This window comes from Bradyrhizobium sp. CCBAU 51745 (genome assembly GCF_028128715.1).
Classification (GTDB): domain Bacteria; phylum Pseudomonadota; class Alphaproteobacteria; order Rhizobiales; family Xanthobacteraceae; genus Bradyrhizobium; species Bradyrhizobium manausense.
Window position 1 is genome coordinate 22,108 of the sequence record NZ_LBJP01000061.1, and the last position, 22,831, is coordinate 44,938.

The 22,831-nt window shown below is 65.4% G+C and carries 16 protein-coding genes and 1 pseudogene; 10 read left to right on the plus strand and 7 right to left on the minus strand.

The window, feature by feature from the left end:
• Positions 1-116: 116 nt before the first annotated feature.
• The gene (locus XH98_RS14815) at positions 117-1,037 is read right to left on the minus strand and encodes a LysR family transcriptional regulator (protein ID WP_220006128.1); all 921 of its coding nucleotides are present in this window, start codon (positions 1,035-1,037) and stop codon (positions 117-119) included.
• A 95-nt stretch (positions 1,038-1,132) separates the two neighbouring features.
• On the opposite strand from XH98_RS14815, the gene XH98_RS14820 reads away from it, so the two are divergent.
• The 4 genes from XH98_RS14820 (at position 1,133) to XH98_RS14835 (ending at position 5,793) form a co-directional block, all read left to right on the plus strand.
• Complete coding sequence (locus XH98_RS14820) at positions 1,133-1,576, plus strand: DoxX family protein (RefSeq protein WP_057747272.1); 444 nt, start codon at positions 1,133-1,135, stop codon at positions 1,574-1,576.
• Between the two features lie 334 nt (positions 1,577-1,910).
• On the plus strand, positions 1,911-2,942 hold the full coding sequence (locus tag XH98_RS14825; protein WP_271602575.1) for a TRAP transporter substrate-binding protein: 1,032 nt from the start codon (positions 1,911-1,913) through the stop codon (positions 2,940-2,942).
• A 7-nt stretch (positions 2,943-2,949) separates the two neighbouring features.
• A complete protein-coding gene (locus XH98_RS14830) occupies positions 2,950-4,803 on the plus strand; it encodes a TRAP transporter large permease (RefSeq protein ID WP_271619036.1) in 1,854 nt (617 codons plus the stop codon).
• A gap of 12 nt (positions 4,804-4,815) precedes the next feature.
• Complete coding sequence (locus XH98_RS14835; RefSeq protein WP_271619037.1) at positions 4,816-5,793, plus strand: hydroxyacid dehydrogenase; 978 nt, start codon at positions 4,816-4,818, stop codon at positions 5,791-5,793.
• 6 nt (positions 5,794-5,799) lie between these two features.
• On the opposite strand, the gene XH98_RS14840 is transcribed toward XH98_RS14835, so the two are convergent.
• Positions 5,800-6,966: an ABC transporter substrate-binding protein gene (locus XH98_RS14840; protein ID WP_271619038.1), complete on the minus strand. Its 1,167-nt coding sequence runs from the start codon at positions 6,964-6,966 to the stop codon at positions 5,800-5,802.
• A gap of 289 nt (positions 6,967-7,255) precedes the next feature.
• Here XH98_RS14840 and XH98_RS14845 point away from each other — a divergent pair, with 289 nt between their 5' ends.
• The 3 genes from XH98_RS14845 (at position 7,256) to XH98_RS14855 (ending at position 13,968) form a co-directional block, all read left to right on the plus strand.
• On the plus strand, positions 7,256-9,685 hold the full coding sequence (locus XH98_RS14845) for a bifunctional diguanylate cyclase/phosphodiesterase (RefSeq protein WP_271619039.1): 2,430 nt from the start codon (positions 7,256-7,258) through the stop codon (positions 9,683-9,685).
• Positions 9,686-9,929: 244 nt separating this feature from the next.
• Complete coding sequence (locus XH98_RS14850) at positions 9,930-11,231, plus strand: MFS transporter (protein WP_271602580.1); 1,302 nt, start codon at positions 9,930-9,932, stop codon at positions 11,229-11,231.
• Between the two features lie 157 nt (positions 11,232-11,388).
• Entirely contained in the window at positions 11,389-13,968 is a 2,580-nt protein-coding gene (locus XH98_RS14855; RefSeq protein ID WP_271619040.1) for an EAL domain-containing protein, read from the plus strand.
• 21 nt (positions 13,969-13,989) lie between these two features.
• Here XH98_RS14855 and XH98_RS14860 read toward each other — a convergent pair whose 3' ends face one another.
• The gene (locus XH98_RS14860; protein ID WP_271619041.1) at positions 13,990-14,793 is read right to left on the minus strand and encodes an isocitrate lyase/PEP mutase family protein; all 804 of its coding nucleotides are present in this window, start codon (positions 14,791-14,793) and stop codon (positions 13,990-13,992) included.
• Between the two features lie 86 nt (positions 14,794-14,879).
• Positions 14,880-15,740: an alpha/beta fold hydrolase gene (locus tag XH98_RS14865; RefSeq protein ID WP_271602583.1), complete on the minus strand. Its 861-nt coding sequence runs from the start codon at positions 15,738-15,740 to the stop codon at positions 14,880-14,882.
• A gap of 141 nt (positions 15,741-15,881) precedes the next feature.
• Here XH98_RS14865 and XH98_RS14870 point away from each other — a divergent pair, with 141 nt between their 5' ends.
• Positions 15,882-16,391, plus strand: coding sequence for a MarR family winged helix-turn-helix transcriptional regulator (locus tag XH98_RS14870; protein ID WP_271619042.1), 510 nt, complete (start codon positions 15,882-15,884; stop codon positions 16,389-16,391).
• 14 nt (positions 16,392-16,405) lie between these two features.
• Here the strand turns inward: XH98_RS14870 and XH98_RS14875 are convergent.
• The 3 genes and pseudogenes from XH98_RS14875 to XH98_RS14885 all read right to left on the minus strand — a co-directional run.
• Positions 16,406-16,597 (minus strand): annotated as a pseudogene (locus XH98_RS14875) (TetR/AcrR family transcriptional regulator); the annotation flags it as partial.
• A 111-nt stretch (positions 16,598-16,708) separates the two neighbouring features.
• Positions 16,709-17,158 (minus strand): ester cyclase, encoded by a 450-nt coding sequence (locus XH98_RS14880; protein ID WP_057747224.1) that lies wholly within the window; start codon positions 17,156-17,158, stop codon positions 16,709-16,711.
• A 138-nt stretch (positions 17,159-17,296) separates the two neighbouring features.
• Positions 17,297-17,908, minus strand: a complete 612-nt coding sequence (locus tag XH98_RS14885) for a TetR/AcrR family transcriptional regulator (RefSeq protein WP_057747225.1) — start codon at positions 17,906-17,908, stop codon at positions 17,297-17,299.
• A gap of 133 nt (positions 17,909-18,041) precedes the next feature.
• Between XH98_RS14885 and XH98_RS14890 the strand changes: the two genes are divergently transcribed.
• Together XH98_RS14890 and XH98_RS14895 are read left to right on the plus strand one after the other, a co-directional pair.
• Positions 18,042-19,274 (plus strand): cytochrome P450, encoded by a 1,233-nt coding sequence (locus XH98_RS14890; protein WP_271602588.1) that lies wholly within the window; start codon positions 18,042-18,044, stop codon positions 19,272-19,274.
• Positions 19,275-19,431: 157 nt separating this feature from the next.
• Positions 19,432-22,831 (plus strand): AsmA family protein (locus XH98_RS14895; protein WP_271619044.1); only part of this gene is annotated, 3,400 nt, incomplete at its 3' end.

Sequence of the window (22,831 nt, forward strand, 5' to 3'; positions counted from 1 at the left end):
GAGAATGTCACCTTTTCTAATCGTCCGCCATTGCTGCGTCTGTGCGCTAGCTCACGTTACAACGAGCCGCGATTGGGCAGGGGGCTGCCGGAGCCGACGTGTTGCGCCGTGCAGTGTCAGAACAGGCCGTGGTCCCACGGCGGCTCCGGCGCAAAGCGCGCGGCGAGGAAATCGATGAAGGCGCGCACCTTTGCCGGCGGACGACGGTCGGGCAGGTAGACCGCATGCACGGCAGATGACTGCACCTCCGGCTGGTCGAGCGGAAGCGCGACCAGCGTGCCGGCGCGCAAATCGTCGGCGACGATGAAGGTCGGCTGCCGCGCAAGGCCAAGGCCGGCCAGGGTCGCCGCGCGTAGCGCATCGCCATTGTTGGCGCGCAGATTGCCGGAGACCTGGACGCGGATCTCGCCCTCCGCGCCGAACAGCCATTCCGCGGCGCTTGCCTGTTGCGACAGCGTGTAGCCGAGGCAATTATGCCCGGCGAGATCGGCGACGCTGCGCGGCGTGCCGTGCTTGGCAAGATAGGAAGGGGCCGCGCAGACCACCAGGCGGTTCGGCGCGAGCTTGCGCGCCACCATGCTGGAGTCGCGCAATGTGCCGATTCGGATGGCGAGGTCCCAGCCTTCCTCGGCAAGATCGACCAGGCGATCGTTGAGGCCGAGCTCGATCGTGACCTCGGGGTGACGCTCCGAGAAGTCGGCAATCAGCGGTGCGATCTGGCGTGTGCCGAACACGACGGGCACATTGACCCGCAGCGAGCCGCGCGGCTCGACGCGCTCGCGCGCGACCGCGGCGTCGGCCGTCTCCATGTCGGCGAGGATTCGTTCGGAGGATTCCAGATAGAGCCGGCCGGCCTCGGTGATCGACAGCCGCCGTGTGGTGCGGTGAAACAGCTTGATGCCGAGCCGCGCCTCCAGCGAGGCGACATGCTTGGTCACCATGGTCTGCGACAGGCCCATCGCCCGGGCCGCGCCTGACAGGCTGCCGTTCGCCGCGACCTTGGCGAAGACTTCCAGGCTGGTCAGGCGGTCGAGCACCCATTTCACTCCAATGGTGTGAAGTATATTTCCAAAATAGCAGATTATCATTGTTCTGAGAATAGATCATAGATCGCCCAACAATGGAGACCGCCATGATCGATTCTCGTACCGCCCCCTACGCCGCGCTGGTGCTGCGTGTGACCCTGGGCGCGCTGTTCCTGGCCCATGCCAGCCTGAAACTGTTCGTTTTCACCCCCGCCGGCACCGCAAAGTTCTTCGGCAGCCTCGGCTTCCCTCCGGAACTCGCCTACCTCGTCATGACAGTGGAAGTGCTGAGCGGCATCGCCCTGATCCTCGGCGTCTGGACCCGTTATGCGGCGCTGGCAGGCATTCCCGTCCTGCTTGGTGCGATCTTCACCGTGCACGGTGCGGCCGGTTTCTTCTTCACCAACCCGAAGGGCGGCTGGGAATTTCCCGCCTTCTGGGCGATTGCGCTGGCTGCGCAGGCGCTGCTTGGCGACGGCGCCTTCGCGCTGCGGCCCTCGCGTGATGTCGAGGCGGCGAACGGACAGCTGAGCGTCGCGCCGTCGCGCTGATCTTATCGATCGCGGAAAATGACAGAGCTGCGGGATCCCGGTCCCGCAGCTTTTTGCAGCGTGCTCATCGATCTGCGTTCGGCATTGATCCATACCTGAATTGGATCGATCTGCGGCAATCTTGCATGGAAGCCGCTTGGCCGCGTTGCGGCATGATCGAAAACATCGGCAAATATAGGCATTCCCCGGCAATTCGCGCCTGAGCGCCTGCCGCTCGCGCGCGCATCGCGCTCCGTGGCACGCCTTGCCTGCTCCGTCGCTTTGGCCCTACTCTCCGCGCAACAGGCCGTGGCAACGACCGCGGCCGGCAACAAAAAATATTGGGGAGAAAACCGTGACCCTCGTGCCCGTCAGCCGTCGCACGTTCATCAAGTCGTCGACGGCGCTGACCGCCGGCCTTGTGCTCTCTCCTGCCATCATCGGCCGTGCAGAAGCTGCGACGCTGAAGCTGAAATGCTCGTCCTCGCTGCCGAACGATCCCAAATTCGCCAACGGCCGCGTCTACTACGACAACCTCGTGAAGCAGATTAAGGCCAACGGTCTTGGCGAGCAGGTCGAGGTCGCCTTCTTCCCCGACAACCAGCTCGGTCAGGAGATCGACGTCATCAATTCGGTGAAGCTCGGCGTCATCGACCTCATGATCTCGGGCTCGTCGATCTCGGCCAATCTGGTGCCGCTGGTCGGGACCTACGATCTCGGCTTCCTGTTCTCGAGCTTCCCGCAGCAGACCAAGGCGTTCGATGCCGGCGCCGCCAAGCCGATCGAGGACGCGCTGCTCAAGGGCAGCAACATCCGCATCATCGCCTGGGCCTATAATTTCGGCTCGCGCAGCGTCCTCGCCAAGAAGCCGGTGAAGACGCCTGAGGATCTCGCCGGCCTCAAGATCCGCACGCTGCCCAATCCCGTCATCACCGAATGCCTGCGGCTGATGGGCGCCGCCGCGACGCCGCTGGCGTTCGGCGAGATCTACACGGCGCTGCAGGCCGGCGTGCTCGACGGTCTCGAGCACGATCCGCCGACCATCCTCGCCAGCAAGTTCTTCGAAACTGCGAAATTCTATGCGCTGACGCAGCACAATTTCTCGCCGCTCGCGGTTTATTTCAGCGACGTGACATTCAACCGCATGGATCCGAAGCTGCGCGAGGGCTTCCTGGACGCCGCCAAGAAGGCCGCGGTCGACACGCGGGCCCATGGGCTTGCGGTCGAGAAAGAGGCGCTGACGGCCCTGACCGAGAAGGGTGTGACGGTGGCCGAATGCGATCGCGAGGCCTTCAAGAAGCGTGTCGCGCCGCAGATCGAAAACTTCATCAAGGCGCGGCCGGAGTCCAAGCCCGTCATCGACATCATTCGTTCGACGCAAGCCTGAGATGGTGATGGCAGACGCCGTATCGCTCCCGGGCGGCCGCCACGGGAGCATCGCCCTCCTGCTTCGCCTCAGCGACGCGATCGCGGCCGTCTTGTTGGCCGCCGATCTCGCGGTCGTCTGCGGCTCGGTGCTGCTGCGCTTCTTTTTCAACGCGCCGGTCGAATGGTCCGATGATGTCGCGCGCGGATTGATGGTCGGCTCCGCCTTCTTCGGCGCGGCGAGTGCACTGGCGCGCGGCGAGAATGTCGGCGTGTCCTTCTTCCGCGATCTGTTGCCGGGGCGGCTGCGCACGCTGGTCGATGCGGCAAGCAGCCTGCTCGTCGTGCTGATCTCCGGCTATGTCGCCTACAACGCGATCAAGCTGGGCTCGCTGACCTCAGGCCAGACCACCGGCTCGGGCCTGCCACTCGAGCTCACCTTCTATCCGATGGGGATCGGCGCGCTGTTCATGACGGTGTTCGCGATCGACCATCTCTGCGCGCGGCCGCTCCCCGACATTGTCAGGGGGCTTGTTGCAGTCGCCGTCGTCACCGGCCTTTATCTTGCCTGGGATTATCTGTCGCCGTCCTCGGTGCCGTCGGCGGGCACCTTGATGCTGATCGGCTTCTTCGCCACGCTGTTCGGCGGCCTGCCGATCGGCTTTGCGCTGGCGCTGGCCGCTCTGATCTTCATCTGGGTCGAGGGCGCGTTGCCCGGCGTCATCTTCGCCCAGCAGATGGCGCGCGGCATCGATAATTTCGTGCTGCTGGCGATCCCGTTCTTCATCCTGGTCGGCTACCTCATGGAAGCCAACGGCATGTCGGTGCGCCTGATCGAGCTGTTGCAGCGCGCGGTCGGCCGCATGCGCGGCGGCCTGAACGTCGTGATGGTCGCCTCGATGGTGCTGTTCTCCGGCATCTCGGGCTCGAAGATGGCCGACGTCGCCGCCGTCGGCTCCGTGCTGATCCCGGCGGCGCGCCGCTCCAAGCAGAATCCGGGCAGCGCGGTCGCCTTGCTGGCGGCATCCGCGGTGATGGCGGAGACCATCCCACCCTGCATCAACCTGATCATCCTGGGCTTTGTCGCAAACCTCTCGATCGGCGGCCTGTTCATGGCAGGCCTGCTGCCCGCGGCGCTGATGGCGGCGGTGCTGATCGCCTTCTCCATCGTCTTCGGCAAGACGCCTGAGGCCGCCGAGGAGGTCGAGCCGCAGATGGCGGTTTCAGGCCTGTGGAGCGGCGCGATCGCCTCGTTCGGCCTGATCTTCATGATCTTCTTCGGTTTCAAGAGCGGCTTTGCCACCGCGACCGAGATCTCTGCCTTTGCCGTGGCCTATGCACTCGTCGTCGGCAGCGTCGTGTTCCGCGAGCTCAGCTTCAGATCGGCCGCGCACAGTTTCGTGCAGGCGGCGACGCGCGCCGGTCTGGTGCTGTTCATCGTCGCCGCCGCGCAGTCGCTGGCCTTCACGCTGACCTTGCAGCAGGTGCCGCATGCGGTCGGCGATTTCATGCTGGGCCTGTCCAAGACGTCAGGTGTTTGGCTGTTCATTCTGCTCGCGATCGCCGTGCTGATCGTGATGGGCTCGGTGCTGGAAGGGGCGGCCGCGCTGATCATCTTCGGCCCGCTGCTGTTGCCGGTGGCGGTGCAGCTCGGCATCGATCCCCTGCATTTCGGCGTGGTGCTGGTGATTGCGATGGGCGTCGGCCTGTTCGCGCCGCCGCTCGGGCTCGGGCTCTACGGCGCCTGCCTGATCGGCAACGTGCCGATCGAGCAGACGGTGAAGCCGATCCTGGGTTATCTCGGCCTGTTGTTCCTCTGCCTGCTCGTCATCGCCTTCGTGCCGTGGCTGAGCACCGCCTTGCCGCGCGCGTTCGGCTACTAAGGGAGTGCTGCCGTGAAAGTCCTGCTGGCCCATACGCCGGAGATGCGCCGCAATTACTATGGCGATCGCAGCTTGAACGGCTTGCGCGCCATCGCCGAGGTGATCCTGCACGAGGGCGACCAGGCGCTCGATTCTGCTGGACTCGTCAGTGCGGCCAAGGACGCCGACATCATCGTCGCCGATCGCATGACCGAAGGTCGCGGCGAGATTTTTGCGCAATTGCCGCGCCTGCGTGCCTTTGTCCGCTGTGCCGTCGATATCAGGAACGTCGATGTCGAGGCGGCCTCGCAAGCCGGTGTGCTGGTGACACGGGCGGGTCCCGGCTTCGTGCAGGCGGTCGCCGAGCTCGCGGTCGGCTTCATGGTCGATTTGTCGCGCGGCGTGTCGCGAGCGACGGCCGACTACCACGCCGGCCGCAAGCCGGAGGCGCGGATGGGCCGCCAGCTGGCCGGCAGCACCATCGGCATCATCGGTTATGGCAGCATCGGGCGCTACCTCGCCGAGGTCGCAAAAGTGCTGCGTATGCAAGTGCTGGTGGCCGATCCCTTCGCCGATGTCAGCGACAGCGCCGTCAAACATGTCGCGCTCGACGAGCTGCTCGCGGCATCGGACTTCGTCGTCTGCCTCGCCATCGCCAACGAGCAGACCGAGAAGCTGATCGGCGAGGCGGCGCTGGCGCGCATGCAGAAGCACGCATTCTTCATCAACCTCTCGCGCGGCAATCTGGTCGACGAGGCCGCGCTCGCCAAGGCGCTGCTGGAGAACCGCATTGCCGGCGCGGCAATGGATGTCGGCCGTGCACCCGACCAGATGCCGACGCCGGAGCTGGCAAGGCTGCCGAACGTCATCGCCACGCCGCATGTCGGCGGCCTGACGCCGCAGGCGATCGAATATCAGTCGCTGGAGACGGTGCGGCAGGTCGAGGCCATCATCAAGGGCGAGGCGCCGCAGGGTGCCGTCAACGCCGAGCGCTGGACGCGCAGGCGGTGAACTGCCCTACAGCCTATCCACCGCCTTGAACGTCCCGTCCTTCTGGATCACCGTCAAAAACACCTTCGGTGGCGTGTCGATGGCGCGTGAGCCGACGGTGATGACGGTGCCGCTGATGTCGAAGCGGCCGACGTCGTTGATGATCCGCATCAGCTCCGCCCGCGTCGGGTTCGGTCCGAGATGTCTTAGGACCGCGGCGACAAAGCGGCCGGCGAGATAGCCTTCGAGCGAAACGAAGTCCGGGGTCAGCGCCGGGTCGAGTACCTTCTGTGCGGCCTGGTAGTCGGCCACGAGCTTGAGCGAGCGATCCCACGGAAATGGCACGACCTGCGAGACGATGACGCCTTCGCCCTCGGGGCCGAGCTCCTTGGCAAGCGCGGTGGCGCCGACGAAGGAGATGTTGACGAATGTCGGCGAGAGGCCGCTGCGGTGCGCCAGCTTGATGAATTCGGCGCAGGGACCGTAGGTCCCGACCATGACGATCGCCTCGGGCTCGGCGCGCTTGATCACCCGCCAGGCCGCGCCGACCGCGCGGGTGTTGCGCTCGAAGGTGCCTTCGGCGGCGAGTTCGAGGCCGCGCCTGGCCAGCGCGTTCTTCACGCCGGCAAGGCCGTCACGGCCGAAGGAATCGTCCTGGTAGAAGATGCCGATGCGGGTGAACTTGCGGTCCTCGGTGAGGTGCTTGATCCAGGCCTCGGCCTCCGCGCCATAGCTCGCGCGGATGTTGACGACGTTCGGAAGCTTGAGGTCGCGCAGAAATTCGGCGCCGGTGAACGGTGCTATGAAGGGAATGTTCCGGGCGCTGGTGATCGGAATCGTCGCCATCGCCGTCGGCGTGCCAACTCCGCCGATTAGCGCGAACACCTTGTCGTCCTCGATCAGCCGCAGCGTCTGAGCCACCGAACGGTCGGGATCGTAGCCGTCGTCGCGGCTGATCAGCTGCAGCTTGCGGCCATGGATGCCGCCATTTGCGTTGATCTCGGTGAATGCTGCGACGATGCCTTGCCGCATGCGCTGACCGAGCAAAGCTGAGGGGCCTGCGAACGCAGCCGTCTGGCCGAACAGGATCGTGTCGGCGCCGACGCCCGCCTCCTCGCCGCTTGCAGCACACGTGGCTGCGGCGAGCAGTGCGAAGCTCAGCACGATGCGTGTCGCTGATCGAAACAGGTTCATCAGGAAGTGTTGCCGGATGCTGGAGAAAGCGCGCCAAGCATAGTCGCGCGGCCTGAATAGCTCGCTAACCGGCTCTGGACCGGCAGCTCCGTAATACTCCGGGTAAAACCGGCAAGTTGCGCCGATGCAGGCGGTCCAGGCGCGCACTTCGTTAACTAAGCCGTGCAATGCGGCAAGGCCTGGTTCCGAAATTGTGCAGTTCTTAACCGCGGTCCTTGTCCGATTGCCACCGCGGCGGTTCAACCAGAAGTTCGGTCCACCGCGAAGAGGGGAACGGCGGCTTTTACGTATGGGCGATCGCGATCGGAACGATCAGGGCCGGAAACGGGGGAGCGGGTGGTGGCGCACTGCGCCGCTGCTCGGGCTCTATCGTCCTGCTCTCGTCGCAGCCGGGGTCGGTCTGCTGTTCTCGCTGGCGGGCGCTGCGGCCGTGACGCGGTGGGAAGACCGCGTCAACAGGATCGAGTTCGAAAGCACGGCCGAGACCGATTCCATCGTCATGCAGAACGGCATGAACGAATATATCAGCCGGCTCGTCGCGCTGCGCACCCTGTTCGAATCGGCCAACGAGGAAATCACCCGCAGCGAGTTCCAGACGTTCAGCGCCCGGCTGTTCGAGCATCATCCCGGCATGCTGCGCATCTCCTGGCTGCCGCGCGTCAACCGCAAGGAACGCGCCGAATACGAGGCTGCCGCGGTCGCGGACGGCCTGTCCGGCTATCGCATCAAGTCGCTCCAGGGCGAGAGATTTGCGACCGCGCCGCAAAGCGATGAATATTTTCCGGTGTTCTATTCGACCTACCCGAAGACGTCGCCCGTCTATGGCATGGACTATGCCAGCGTTCCGGAACGCGCCGCCGCGCTCGAGCGCGCGCGTGACAACGACCGAATCGCCAGCGTTCGTGCGCGCCTCTACGATCCGCGCGGGGGTGGCCGGCTGTCCTATGCTCTCGTCGCCGTTCCCGTCTACGCCAAGGGGACCTCTCGCGACACGGTCGCGGACCGGCGCCGCAATCTCACAGGCTACGTGGTCGGCGTGTTCGACCTGCCGCTGCTGATAGAGGCCATTCGTGGCACGACCGGCGCAAGCCCTGCGGTCAGCGTGAACGTGTATCCGCCTTTCACGGCGGGGATCGTCGGCCTCGAGGAGATGATGCCGGATTATTCGTCGGCGCCTTCCGCGCCGCAGTCGATGCGCGACGTCGCGCGGGGCCTGCACTGGTCGGGCCATCTCAAGATCGGGGATACCGACTGGCAGGTGCGCGTGATGCCGACGGTCGGCGGTTCCCTCGAGATGACCTACGACCGCGCCGGCGCGGTCCTCATCGTCGGCATGCTGCTGACACTGTCACTGTCGATCTATCTGATGCTAGCAAGCCGCAACTCGCGGCGGCTCTCGCTGGCCAACCGTCGCGTGCTCGAGCTTGCGCAGACCGACGTCCTGACCGGATTGCCGAACCGCGCCTTCTTCCTTGCCCGGCTCGACGAGCTTAATGATCAGCTGAAGAACGGCGGCTGGACCTTCTCGATCCTGATGCTCGACCTCGACCGCTTCAAGAACGTCAACGATTCCCTCGGTCATGGCGCCGGCGATGCGCTGCTGCGCCTGGTGGCGCAGCGGCTGAAATCCGCCGTGCGCGCCACCGACGTGCTGGCGCGGCTCGGCGGCGACGAGTTCGCTATCATCCAGGAGGGCTGCGAGGATCAGCGCGCATCGTCGACCGAGCTGGCCGCGCGGATCGCCAAGCTCGTCGCCGAGCCGTTCCCATTGCCGGGGCATCGCGTCGAGATCGGCACCAGCATCGGCATTGCCGTCGCGCCGGATCACGGCAGCGACCAGGAGCAATTGCTGAAGAAGGCCGACCTTGCGCTCTATCGCTCGAAGTCGGCCGGCCGCAACTGTTTCACCATCTACGACGAGGCGATGTCGGCCGAGCTCGAGGCGCGCAACACGCTGGAAGGGGATCTGCGCGACGCCATCGCGCTCTGCCAGCTCGAGGTGCACTACCAGCCGTTCATGGATGCCGGCACCGGCGCGCGGCGCGGCTTCGAAGCACTGGTGCGCTGGCGGCATCCGACCCGCGGGCTGATCCCGCCGGATCAGTTCATCGCGCTTGCCGAGGAGACCGGGCTGATCGTGCCGCTCGGCGAATTCGTGCTGCGCCGCGCCTGCGCGGATGCGGCGGCGTGGCCGTCGGGCCTGATGGTCGCGGTCAATCTCTCGCCGATCCAGTTCAAGGAAGCCGATCTGTTCGATGTCATCGACGCGGCCCTGCGGGATTCCGGCCTGTCGCCGCAGCGGCTCGAGATCGAGATCACCGAATCCGTCCTGTTGGAGCGCGGCACCGAGAACCTTGCTTTCATGGAGCGGCTGAAGAGCATCGGCGTCGAACTCGCGCTCGACGATTTCGGCACCGGCTATTCCTCGCTGAGCTATCTCACCGCATTTCCGTTCGACAAGATCAAGATCGACAAATCGTTCATCCGCAATCTGACGCACCAGCCGCGCTCCTCCGCGATCATCTCCTCGATCGTGACACTGGCGCGCGGGCTCGACATGTCGGTCACCGCCGAAGGCGTCGAGACATCAGAGGAGTTCGAGCGGCTGAAGGCACTCGGCGTCAATTTTGCGCAAGGCTATCTGTTCAGCCGCCCGCTGCCGATCGACCAGATCGAGCTTGACGGGCCGGCCGAAGGCTCGCAGCGCGACGCCGCCTGAACGCCCGTCTCGCAGCATTTGAACATCACAAGAGGTCGTCATGCCCGGGCTTGTCCCGCCTGCGCGGCCGAAGCCGCTTCGGCGCGGCGAAGGCCCGGGCATCCACGTTCTTTGTACCGCCTTGCACGGCGTGGATAGCCGGAACAAGCCCGGCAATGACGATGTAGAGGCATTCGCTAAAATCACTTGACCCGGGCAATCCCGGATGATCGGTAGACGACCGTCCAGGGATGAAACAAGAAAAATGCGGCTTCCGTTCTTCTACGGCTGGGTCGTGGTTGCGGTGACGTTCGTCACCATGGCCATCGGCGTCAACGCGCGCACCTCCTTCTCGCTGTTCTTTCCGCCCATCATTGCCGAGTTCGGTTGGGAGCGCGGCGTGACTGCGGGCGCGTTCTCCTTCGGCTTCATCGCGTCCGCCGTGGCCAGCCCGCTGATCGGAAGGCTGATGGACCGTGCCGGCCCGCGCGCCGTGATGGAGCTCGGCGTGGCGCTGATGGCCGGCGGGCTGCTGCTTGCGCCGCTCACCAGCCAGCCCTGGCATCTCTACGTGACGATCGGCGTCATGGTCGGCGCCGGCTCCGTGTGCCTCGGCTATTCCGGCCAGTCGCTGTTCCTGCCGAACTGGTTCATCCGCAAGCGCGGCTTTGCCATCGGTATCGCCTTTGCCGGCGTCGGCATCGGTTCGATGACGCTGCTGCCATGGGTGCAGCACATGATCGAGCAGACCGGTTGGCGCACCGCCTGCACCGCGATGGGATTGATGATCCTGGTCGTGCTGGCGCCGATCAATCTGCTGCTGCACAAGCACCCCGAAGACATCGGCCTGCGGCCCGATGGCGACGGCGAGCCGGTCACGGGCGCCGCCAAGCCGGTCTCCAACATCGTCGATCCCGACTGGGCCGCGATCGACTGGACGCTGAAGCGGGCGGTTGCGACTGCGCGCTTCTGGTGGCTCGCGCTTGGTTATTTCTGCGGCCTGTACATCTGGTACGCAGTGCAGGTGCACCAGACCAAATTCCTGCTCGACATCGGATTCAGCCCGAGCGTTGCGGTCTGGGCGCTCGGCGCCGTCAGCCTGCTCGGCATCCCCGGCCAGATCTTCCTCGGCCATATCTCCGACCGGATCGGGCGGGAATGGGTCTGGGCCATCAGCTGTGTGGGGTTTGCGATCTGCTTCGCGGCGCTGATGGCGCTGAAATACCAGCCTTCGTTCTGGCTGGTCTGGCTGATGGTGTTCACACAAGGCGCGCTCGGCTACGGGCTCACCTCGATCATGGGCGCAGTGGTGTTCGAGATTTTTGGGGGCCGCCACCAGGGCAGCATCTTCGGCATGATCATGCTCGCGGCATTGGCGGGCGGCGCGGCCGGGCCATGGGTGACCGGCCTGCTCTATGACCGCACCGGCGACTACACGCTCGCATTTGGCATTGCGATCATCGTCAGCCTTCTCTCGGCGCTGTCGGTCTGGCGGGCCTCGCCGGGCAAGGTTAGGGCCGTGGCCGGCCGGCTGCACATGCTCCGGGCGGGAACTCGCGCCGAATAGGTTCCGCTCGCTCTGCATTAGCACGGCATTTTTCTCGGACTGTTAAGCATGTCGCGGCTTGGCCGAACCCGGGCCGGTTGCAAAAAGGTCTTGGACACCATCGGCGCGGTAGCCTTGGGCTGGTTGCCGTATCTTGCCGATGCTGCCGGGTCGAATGATGTCTGCCTCCGACTGCCCCCTGACCAAAATGCCGGACGTGCTGCGCGCCGCGCTCGAATGCACCGACGACGGCATCGTCATCGTCGACGATGCGCGTCGCATCACCTATTTCAACGCCGGCGCTGAGCGGATCTGGAAGCTTGCGCCTGCCGACGTGCTCGGCGGCGACGCCGCCATTCTCACGCTCAAATGTCTTCAAGCCGATCCGGTCGTGGACTTTCGCGACGAGATCAGCCTCATCAGGCGCGACGGCAGCCGGATCAAGGCCACGATTGCGCTGTCGTCGACGACCATCGACGGTACTGTCAATTACATCATATTCGCGCGCGACGTCACCACTGAGGCCGAGCGTCGCGTCAGGATCGGGCTGCTCAACGCAGTCTCGGACCAGACCAATCGCGCCGTGATCATCGCCGACGTCGAGCACAACATCCGCTACGTCAATTCGGCCTTCACGGCGTTGTTCGGCTATACCAGCGAGGAAGCCGAGGGACGACCTGCGGCAGAGCTCATCGCCGGTTGCCATACCAACCGCAGGGCGATTGCGAAGCTCGTCAAGCGGCTCATGGCCGGCGGCCGCCGCGGCGAGGTCGAGACACTCGTTTACGACAAGAGCGGCGAGGAAATCTGGGTCTGTGCGCGGCTCGACGCCTTCCGTGACAGCAAAGGCCGGCTCAGGCACATCTTCGCGCTGGTCGAGGACATCACCGAGAGCAGGCAGTTGCGCTCGCTGCAGCAGCTCATCATGAGCGCGCTCGCCGACGAGGTCCCGATCACCGAGATCGCCGACCGGCTCTGCCGCCGCGTCGAGGAGATCGCACCCGACGTCGTCTGCTCGCTGCTGCATGTCGATGCCGCAGGCCTGATTCACCCGCTCGGGGGCCCGAGCCTGCCCGAGGACTATTCCAGCGCGCTGGACGGCATCGCCATCGGACCTGACGTCGGCTCCTGCGGCACCGCCGCCTTCTATGGCGAGCCGGTGCTGGCTGAAGATCTCGACACCGATCCGCGCTGGCAGCCTTACAAGGCCATGCCGCTCGCGACCGGCTTGCGGGCCTGCTGGTCCACCCCGGTCAAGGCCAAGGACGGCCGGGTCATTGCCACCTTCGCATTCTACTATCGCGAGCCTCGCGCGCCGAGCAATTGGCACCGGCGCATCGTCGATGCCTGCGTCGACCTCGCCGCCTTCGCCATCGAACGCAAGGAAGCGCGCGCCGAGATCGCGCGGCTTGCCTATCACGATATTCTCACCGGCCTGCCCAACCGCGCGCAATTGCGGCACCTGATCACGACCGCGATCGATGCCTGTCCGACCGGCAGCCATGTCGCGCTGGCCTTCCTCGACGTCGATCACTTCAAGGACGTCAACGACACGCTCGGCCATGCCGCCGGCGACGAGCTTCTGATCCAGCTCGCGCAGCGCCTGCGCGAGCAGATCGGGCCGGAGGATATGCTGGGCCGGCTTGGCGGCGACGAGTTCGTCATCCTGCTGCCGCATCGCAATGCCGAGAGCGCCGAGCGGGTCGCGACCCGCATCACCGAGGCGCTGGCTGCGCCCCTGCGGCTCGGATCGAAGCTGATGCCGATGTCGGCCAGCATCGGCATCAGCCTCTATCCCGACCATGCGACCGATATCGACACGCTGATGCAGCAGGCCGATGCCGCCATGTACATGGCCAAGCAGGCGGGCCGCTCCACCCATTGCATGTTCAACGCCGAAATGAACGGCCTGACCGAACAGCGGCTGGCGATGATCGCAGCACTCCGCCGCGCCATTGCCGAGGGTGCGCTCAGCCTGTTCTACCAGCCGCAGATCCGCAGCTGCGACGGCGCCGTCCACGGGGTCGAAGCGCTGGCACGCTGGCACGATGCCGTGCTCGGCGACGTCTCGCCGGCCAAGTTCATTCCGCTCGCCGAAGAATGCGGCCTGATCGAGCAGATCGGCCTGTGGTCGGTGCGCGAGGCCTGTCGGCAGATGGCGGCCTGGCGTCGCGCCGGGCTCAACCTCCCCAGCGTCTCGGTGAATTTGTCGCCGATCAATTTCCGCAACGTCACCTTGGCCGCGCGGCTCCAAGATGTCCTCGCCGAACACGATCTGCCGCCCGATGCCCTCATGCTGGAGATCACCGAAGGCACCTTCATGCAGGACGGCGCCGCTGCGCTGGAGACGATGCACGCGATCCGCGCCCTCGGCATCGGCCTGTCGGTGGACGATTTCGGCACCGGCTATTCGAGCCTCAGCCGGCTCGCCCATCTGCCGATCCGCGAGCTGAAGATCGACCGCAGCTTCATGCGCGACATCGAGAAGGATGCCGGCGCACTCGCGATCGCCACCGCCGTGGTCCGGGTCGGCCAGGGCCTTAGGCTGACCGTCGTCGCCGAAGGCGTCGAGACCGAAGGCCAGCGCAAGATGCTGGCCGAGCTCGGCTGCGACGTCGTGCAAGGCTTCCTCTACGCCCCCGCGCTGGCGCCCGTCGCCTTCGAGCGCTGGCTGATCGAGCACTGCGCCGAGCAGGCGAGGGCGATGCTGGGGCGGCTCGAGGTCAAGCCGGCGGTTGCGGTGAAGCGCTCGGCTTGAGGCACGACGCCGGAGAACGGCTCAGGCATTCGGCTGCAGGAACGTCCCGTATTGCCTGCTCGCGGCGACCCCTGCGGCTGCCTGTCCGATGAGGCGCATCGCCGCCATCATCGGCCATGGCCCAAGGCTCACCCGCCGAACGCCGACGCGAGCGAAATCGCGAATTTCCGGAATCCCCTGCGTCACCATGATATTGACCGGCAGGGGCGCCAGCTGAACCAGTCTCGCGATCAATGCGAGATCGGTGAGACCGGGTACGAAGAGTCCATCGGCGCCGGCGTCGGCATAGACCTTCGCGCGCCGCGCCACTTCATTGAGGCATTCCTCCGGCGAGCCGAATTTCAGCAGGAAGGGATCGGTTCTCGCATTGATGAACAGATGAACTCCGAGCCTCCGCGCGGTGTCCCGCACCGCCCTGATCTTCGCGGCGTGCTGCAAGGCGCCGGCGAGTTGCCGCTTTCCTCCGTATAGTCCGTCTTCGATATTGATGCCGACAGCGCCGGCTTGCAGAATCCGGGCCGCCGATGCGGCTGCGGCGTCCGGCGTGTCGCCATACCCTGCCTCCAGGTCGATCGATACAGGAACTGACACCGCGGCGGTGATCCGCGATACCAGACCTACCACGAGGTCGAGCGGGACATTTTCTCCGTCCGCGTAACCGAGAGCAGAGGCGACCGCTCCGCTGCTGGTCGCGATAGCCGGCGACGCCTTCGCGATCGCTTTGGCGGTGGCGGCGTCCCAGGCGTTGAACAGAACAAGCGGATCTGCCGTCTTGTGAAGGGCAAGAAACGTCTCGGCATGTTGCTGCTGTGTCTTGGCGTCCATCGCGTACTCTCCTCGTCATAGAATCTGAAAGACATTGGCCAGCGCCGCCGCTGCGGGCGGCGCTCTTCGGCGTCCGTAACTTGCGCTCAGTCGGGCGCGTGCGCCTTGAACCAGTCCATGATCAAGGCGGTGACGTCGGCTTCACGCTCGAGGTGCGGAAAGTGCCCGACATCAGGCAGGACAATGCGCTGGTGTGGCCCTTTGAAGAGCGGCTCTTCCTTCACCGAATATTTCGCCGTCGGATCGTTGCTGCCATAAATGGTCAGTGTCGGCGTGTGCATGTCGTTGATCGGCAGCCGGCCCAGGCGTCCTGCATCAGTCAGGCCTCCATAATATTTAAGTGCCGCCGCCATGGTGCCGGGAGAGCCGAGCGTCTGCTTGATCGAACGCAGATGTTCGGGATCATCGAATGTCGGTGACCATAGCTTCCAGAGATAGTCGACGAAGGGAAGTCCCTCGATATTGACCGAAGACTCGGCGTAGGCCATCTGGAAGAAATAGACATGGAAGATGGATCGGATGGTGTCCGGATCCCGCCTGATGCTTGAAAACGTGATCGGGTGCGCCGTGTTCATCACCACTGCAGCCTTGATCGCCGACGGCGCCGTGGCGAGCGCCTGGAAGGTCGACGTGCCGCCCCAATCCATGCCGACGACGCACGCTTGCCCGTCCTCGCTCAGCGCGGCGATCAGCGCTTCGAGATCCTTGCCCAGTGCGATGGGATCGAAAATGCCGTCCGCCGGAATCTCGGTCGGCGCATAGCCGCGCAGGAACGGCGACACCGCGCGGTACCCGGCGTCCGCAAAGACTTGCAGCTGCTTGCGATATGACCAGGCGTTGTCGGGAAAACCGTGCAGGAACATCACCAGCGGGCCGCTCCCTTGTTCGAGATAGGCAAAGTGCACGCCGTTGGCCTGCACATATTTGAGGGTGGGTTCATCGCGCATGGCATCTGCCGTCGATCGTGCAGCGCTTGTTGGATTCATCGTCTCTCTCTCTCCATGCCTTCGTTGTAGGATGAATTATGTGCGTAGCGCACATATTTGGTCAAGTTGTTTTTTGTGCGTAGCGCACATATTGTGGTGAGCATGGAAACGGGAATCGCGAATTTGCTGGGAGCGCTCTCGCTCGCAGTCATGGATCGTATCGAGCAGGGCGCGCGCGAGGTCATCGGCCGCGGCGGCGAGACGCCTGCGGCCCTGGTCGTCATCGGCTATGGCCAGGGCATGACCAACGACAAGCTGCGGCGGATCCTCGGCCTGTCGCATTCCGGGACGGTCCGGCTGGTGGATCGTCTGGTTTCGGATCGGCTTGTCGAGCGCCGGGCAGGGAAAGACGGCCGGGAGGTCGCCTTGCACCTCACCGCCGCTGGCGTGGCGACGCGGAATGAACTCATGAGTTCGCGGATTTCAGCCGTCGCATCGCTTCTGGACGTGTTGTCACCGGCAGAAACCAAGCGGCTCGAAACGCTGATCCATGAGCTTCTTGCCCGGCAGGACACGTCCGAGATGGATCGTTTCACGATCTGCCGAATGTGCGACGACAGTGTCTGTACGAACTGTCCGTTGCCGACGAACAAGGGCAAGCGCGTTCGCTAGCACCCGTTCCCGCCTCACTCCGATGCCAGTCCCGTCCGGCGCCGCAAATCCGTGATCGCACGCAAGAAGCCGTCGGCCGGCGTCGTGTCCGGATCGATCAGCCGGTTCAGGCGCAAACCATCTTCCAACGCCAGCACGACCAAGGTCATCCACGGCAAGCTCAGCCTTTCGCCATTCGCGTTGTCCAGCAATGTCGCCTCAATGATCGGCAACCGATTGCGGTGAAGGGGTCGGCTTAGCGCGCGTTTTCCAGAATGACACCGGCGACCGCAAGATCGCCGGTGTGTTCGTTGAGGTCTCTGCGCCTGGCACAGGGCTCAGGCAGCGCGGATGAGACCGAGCTGCTGCAGGGCAGTGACCCCGTCGTCGAGACCGATTTCCTCGAGGATCTTTCCGTCCTTGAGTTTCAATACGGTCGTGCCGGTGAACTTCATCTTGCGGCCGGTGTTGGCCGGCAGCGATCCTGCCAGGAAGTCGGCGAATGCCGGCCCGGTATGCGTACCTCCGCCCTCCCACCGGCCGACGACATAGTCGCCTTCGGCGATGAGATCGGCAGCGCCCCAGAAATTGAGATCGGGGAACGCTTTCCGAAAGTCCGTCATGAATGCCTTGATGTCGTCGCGCCCGCGGCGCGGCTCGTGCAGCGAATATTGCAGCAGCATATCTGGTGCGGCGAGTTCATCGACAATTCCGAGGTCGCAGGTCTTGCCCCAGAATTTCGTGAACCACTGGCCGACGATGGCTTTGTTGTCTTGTTCAACCGTCACGATCGCTTCTCCTGTGTGCTTTGGTGCCCACCATGAGAAGCTATGACGATCACACCGCGGCTCTCCCACCCGATTCCCGACGACGGCGCTACGTTGCTGCTTCCCGGCATCGCAATGTCGAGCGCGTCGCGGTGCGCCCTAATCCGTCGCCAATCCCGTTCGCCGCCTCAAATCCGTGATCGCGCGCAGAAAACTGTCGGCCGGCGTGGTCTCGGGATCGATCAGCCGGTGCAGGCGAAAGCCGTCTTCCAGCGCCAGCACCACCGAGGCCATCCAGGGCGGGTTCAGCGTCTCGCCTTTGGCGCTGTCTCTCAACGTCGCCTCGACGATGTCGGCGATCAGCTTGCGCCGCGCCCGCAGCCGCTTGGCGAGCTCGGGCCGGCGCTTCTCGGCGCGCGCGACGAACAGGATCATCTCGATATGCAGCAGCGGCGAGCGGGCGAGGGGGTCCTGCCGGGCCCGGTCCATCGTCTTCAGCGCCGCGATGAAGTCGTCGAGGTTCCTGTGCTGCGCCAGGATCTCCATGTTGCGCCGGATCGATCGCTCGACATGGTCCTCGAGCATGGCGAAGATCAGCTCGTCCTTGCTCTTGAAATTTGAATAGAACGCGCCGCGGGTGAAGCCAGCCTCCGCCGCGATAGCCTCGATGCTGGCGCCGCCGATGCCGTCCTGCTCGAACACGCGCGCGGCTGCCTCGAACAGCGCCTCGCGCGTGTCGTCCCTGGTCGGCCTGGTTCTCAGTCTTGACATCGCTCAAGGTTAGGGCAGAATGCAACTCGATACAACAATGTATCGAGTTGATAAATCATCAGGGATGGTTACGCCGGCTTTCGGGGCTGCAAACCGGCGTATCGTGTCATGCGGCAACCGACGTGAGGTCACCATGAACGAGCAAGTGCAGAGCGTCGCCAGCGATCCCCTGTTCAATCCGCTCGCGCCGGACTTCATCCGCAATCCCTATCCGCATTACGACCGGCTGCGCACGATCGATCCGATCCACGTCACGCCGTTCGGCCAGTTCGTGGCCAGTCGTCATGCCGAGGTCAGCCTCGTGATGCGCGACAAGCGTTTCGGCAAGGATTTCGTCGAGCGCACGACGCGCCGTTACGGCCCCGACATCATGAAGGAGCCGGTGTTCCGCAGCATGGGGCACTGGATGCTGCAGGCCGATCCGCCCGATCACACCCGCCTGCGCGGCCTCGTGGTGAAGGCGTTCACCGCCCGCCGCGTCGAGGACATGCGCCCGCGCATCCAGCAGATCGTCGACCAGACCATCGATGCCGTGATCGGCCGCGGCCAGATGGACCTGATCGAGGATTTCGCCTTCCGCCTGCCTGTCACCATCATCTGCGAGATGCTCGGCATTCCCGAGGACCATCGCGAGGTGTTTTACAAAAGCTCGCGCGAGGGCGGTCGGCTGCTCGACCCGGTGCCGATGACGCCGGAGGAGATCGCCAAGGCCAACGCCGCCACCACGATGGCGCAGATGTATTTCCAGCAGCTGTTCGAGCTGCGCCGCAAGTCTCCCGGCGACGATCTCATCACCCAGCTGGTGCAGGCCGAGGAGGACGGCAACAAGCTCACCAATGAGGAGTTGACGGCGAACATCATCCTGCTGTTCGGCGCCGGCCACGAGACCACAGTCAATCTGATCGGCAACAGCCTGCTCGCGCTGCATCGCAATCCGGACCAGCTGGCGCTGTTGAAGGCGCGGCCGGACCTGATGACGGGCGCGATCGAGGAATTCCTGCGCTACGATTCCTCGGTGCAGATGACCGGGCGCGTCGCGCTGGAGGAGATCGACGATCTCGGCGGCAAGACCATTCCCAAGGGCGAGACCGTGCTCTGCCTGCTCGGCTCGGCCAATCACGATCCGGCGGTTTATCCTGACCACCCCGAGAGGCTCGACATCGCCAGGCCGAACGTCCGGCCGCTGTCGTTCGGCGGCGGCATCCATTTCTGCCTGGGGGCCCAATTGGCGCGCATCGAGGCCGAGATCGCCATCGCCACGCTGCTGCGGCGGCTGCCGGATTTGCGCATCGACGACGTCGAGAACCCGGAATGGCGGCCGACCTTCGTCTTGCGGGGCTTGAGGCGCCTCCCCGCGAGCTGGTGAGGCCTGTTGGTAAGGCCTGCCGCATTAACCGCCGCGCGCAACAGTCGCTGTGACTTCGCCACACTTCCCCCTATATAAGGGGCTGTTCCGGCGCGCCTGAAGCTTGGTTTGTCAGCTTGGGTTTGACCCGGGTGCCGGCTTGGCCGAGGGGAGACCCGTGCAGACGACGCTGCTCGGATTGGCGATTGCCTTCATCTTAGCGCTGCTGGCCGCGCTGATCGGGCCTTACTTCATCGACTGGAACCAGTTCCGGCCCCAGTTCGAGGCAGAGGCGACCCGAATCATTGGCGTGCCGGTGCGCGTGGCGGGCGAGCTCGATGCGCGGCTCCTGCCGGCGCCGACATTGCGGCTGCGTTCGGTCACCTTCGGCGGCAACAACGATCTCGGGCGCTTGCGCGCCGACAAGCTCGACGTCGAGTTCAGCCTGAGCTCGTTGATGCGCGGCGAATGGCGTGCCACCGAGCTCTCGGTCGGCGGCATGGCGGCCGATCTCGGCCTCGACGCCAGGGGCAAGGTCGATCTGCCCTCCACCGCGAGCGGCACCTTCAATCTCGCCTCGCTCGCCATCGAGCGGCTCAACCTCACCGGCCGCATCGCCCTTCACGATGCCGCCAGCCGCTCGACGCTCGAGCTGATTGACATCGGCTTCTCCGGCGACGTCCGCTCGCTCGCGGGATCGGTGCGGGGCGACGGTCATTTCACCACCAACGGCGTGCGCTATCCGTTCCGCGTCTCCTCCGGCCCCAGCCCCGACGGCAGCGCCACCCGCGTGCACCTCAATATCGATCCCGGCGAGCGCGCCATCCTGGCCGACCTCGAAGGCGTGCTTGCCTTCGACAACCGCTCGCCGAAATTCGATGGCGCGCTGACGCTGGCCGTGCCGCCACCGAAGAAAGCAGGCGAGGCGGGGCCGACGCCCTGGAAGCTCACCGCAAAGCTCAAGGCCGATCCGGCCGGTGCCAGGTTCGACCAGATCGACGCGAGCTTCGGCCTCGAGGACAGCGCGCTGAAGGTCGGCGGCGTCGGCGACCTCAGGTTCGGCGCTTCGCCGCTGCTGCGCGCGGTGCTGTCGGCGCGGCAGGTCGATGCCGACAAGCTCGCCGGCCGCGACGATGCCGAGCCGCTGCGTATCCTGCCGGCCCTGCGCGCGGGTCTCGCGGCGATTCCGCAGGCGCCGATCCCGGCGCAGATCGAGTTCAGTTCCGACCAGATCATGCTGGGCGGCCGTCCGCTCCAGAACATCACGACCGAGCTTCAGACCGATGGCCGGTCCTGGACCTTTCAGCGGCTCGAGCTGCGCGCACCCGGCACGACGCAGCTTTCGCTCAACGGCGCTGCGCCCGGCGCCGACAGTTTCAGCGGCCGCCTCAGTGTCGAGTCCTCCGATCCGGATACGCTGGTGGCCTGGCTGCAGGGCCGCAACGAAATCATCAGGCGCAGCACGCGGCCGCTCCGTCTCGATGGCAATGTGACGATCGCGGCCAATCATCTGGCCATCGACGCCCTGAAGGCCGACATTGAAGGTGGCACCGTCCAGGGGCGGATCGCCTTCGTGCAAACGGGCGCGAACAAAGGCTCGCGGATCGAGGCGGAGCTGAAGGCGGACCGCCTCGATCTCGATGCCGCCACGAGCTTTGTCCGCGCGGTCGCAGGTCCCCAAGGCGAATGGCCGGAGGAGGCGAAACTTTCGCTCGACATCGGCCGCGCGATTTCGGCGGGACAGGAGCTGCGGCCGTTCGCGGCCAGGCTCGGCTACGGCCCGACCGCGCTGTCGCTGGAGCAATTGCGCTTCGGCCAGGCCAGCGGAGTGACCACGGAGGCATCAGGCAGCTTTGACCGCACCAGGGCCACCGGCAAGCTCGCGCTGAAATCGTCGGCCAATTCTCTGCGCGATCTCACGGCGTTGCTGGAGCCGATCGCGCCTGCGGTCCGCGCGCGCTTCGATGCCATCCCGGCGTTGCCGGGCGCGACGCGCCTGAAGCTCGACCTCAGTCTCGACAACAATGCCGAACATCCCGACCGCAGCGATGCCCGCATCGTGCTCGATCTCGACGCGCCGCAGCTCAAGGCCGCCGCGACGTTCGCCGCGCAGCCGCAGGTCGCGGCGGTTGGCGGCCTCGACATCGAAAAACTACGGGGCAGCGACTTCACGCTGGAGTCGAAAATCTCGACGCCGCAGGCCGCCGCGCTGGCGGCGCTGCTTGGCCTCGATCGCATCGTTGCCGCAGGCGCGGGCGCCGCGCAGATCGAGGGCAGGCTGAGCGGCGCCTGGCGACGGCCGATGCAGCTGAATGCAAAGCTCGGTGGCGGCGGCCTGGACGCGGATGCGCAAGGCAGCGTCGACTTGTCGGCGGCTGAGCCCAAAGCAAACGTGAACCTGCACGTCCGCAACGTCAATCTGGCGCCGCTGTTCGGGGCCGCTCCGGCCGATAAATCGGCTCAGACTGCGAGCCTGTCCTCCCGCCTCACGCTGGCAGGCAATCGCCTGATCTTCGACGATCTCGACGGCACCGCATCGGGTTCACGCCTGCGCGGCCATCTCGTCGTGACGCTTGATCAGGAGAAGAGCGTCGACGGCGAAGTCGGGCTGGACACGCTCGACCTGATGCCGGCGCTCGCGCTTGCCGTCGGCGCGGCCGGGCGCGACAGCGGCGAGCCGCTCAGCGCGGGCCTCATCACCGGCTGGCGCGGCCGCGTCGCGTTCCAGGCGCTGCGCGGCAACCTGCCCGGGGGAATCGAGATTCGTCCCTTCAGCGGCGCGCTCAGGGGCGACGGCCAGTCGCTCGCGCTCGACGCACTCAAAGGCAGCCTCGGTGGCGGCGATATGACCGCAAGCCTCGATGCCCGCAACGGCCCCAACGGTCTGGCGCTGAATGCGCATCTCGATCTCGGCAATGTCGATGCGGCCTCGCTGCGCTACCGCGATCTGGCGCTCCCGAAGGGGCGCATCTCGGCGCAGATGACGCTGACGAGCCAGGGCCGCAGCGTCTCGGCGCTGACAGGCGCACTCGCCGGCAACGGCACGGTGACGCTTGATGCGGCCGAGATCAACGGCCTCAATCCGCGCGCCTTCGAGATCGCCATTCGCGCCAGCGACAATGGGCAGATCTCCGACGACACCAGATTGCGCCAGCTGGTCGAGCCCGCATTGTCCACGGGGCCGATCGCGGTCGCCTCGGCGCAGATCCCGTTCACGATCCGCGACGGCCGCCTGCGCGTCGGCGCAACGCCGCTGGAAGCGAAGAATGCGCATGTCATCGTCTCCGGCGGTTACGACATTCCCGCCGACCAGGTCGATATCCGCGCCAGCCTGACGCCGATCATGACCGGTCTCTCCGGCGCACCGCCGGAGATCCAGCTGTTTGTGGCCGGACCTCCCGACAAGCTCAGCCGCACCGTCGATCTCACGCCGTTGTCGTCGTGGCTCGCGGTGCGCACGATCGATCGCGAGACGCGGCGGCTCGACGCCATCGAGCGTGGCGAGCCGCCGCCGGCAACCGCCGCGCTGCCGACGCTGGTCTCGCCGGAGCCTGAGCCGTTGCCGACCGAGGTGCCGA